The 536-nt window shown below is 68.3% G+C and carries 1 protein-coding gene; it reads left to right on the forward strand.

Translation table 11 applies throughout. The features are described from left to right. Positions 1-536 (forward strand): terminase TerL endonuclease subunit (locus BYZ73_RS21685; RefSeq protein ID WP_220086893.1); only part of this gene is annotated, 536 nt, incomplete at both ends.

Consider the following 536-nt stretch of genomic DNA (forward strand, 5'->3'; position numbering starts at 1 on the left):
GCGATCCCGAAGGACGGGCAGGTGTACCTCATCAGCTATTCCTTCCTGCCCTCGGGGCCGAAGGGCTTCATCGCGCGGGCGCAATCGGAAAAGCGGGAGTATGTGGCCTGGCGCGATCAGGGCTGGCTGGAGGTGCATGGCGGGGGCGTGATCGACGAGGACCGGGTGATCGAGCGGCTGGAATGGATCCGCGGCCGCTTCGATCTGCGCGAGCTGTCCTATGACCGCTGGGGCATGCGTTACGTGGCGCAGGAGCTGGTCAAGCGGCGGTTTCCGCTGGTCGAGCACGGGCAGGGCTATGCCTCGATGTCCTCGCCGATGAAGCGGTTCGAGCGGGCGGTGGCGCAGGGGCGGATCCGGCATGGCGGCAATCCGGTGCTGGCCTGGGCGGTGGGCAATGTCCATCGCGACGAGGATGCGGCCGAGAACATCAAGCCCAACAAGGCGCGCTCGAAGGGGCGGATCGATCCGGCGGTGGCCGCGATCATGGCGCTGGGACGCGCCGAGGCCGAGGCGGGCAAACGCAAGGCACGGGA

This window comes from Rhodovulum viride (assembly GCF_003265965.1).
In the GTDB taxonomy this organism is placed as follows: Bacteria; Pseudomonadota; Alphaproteobacteria; order Rhodobacterales; family Rhodobacteraceae; genus Rhodovulum; species Rhodovulum kholense.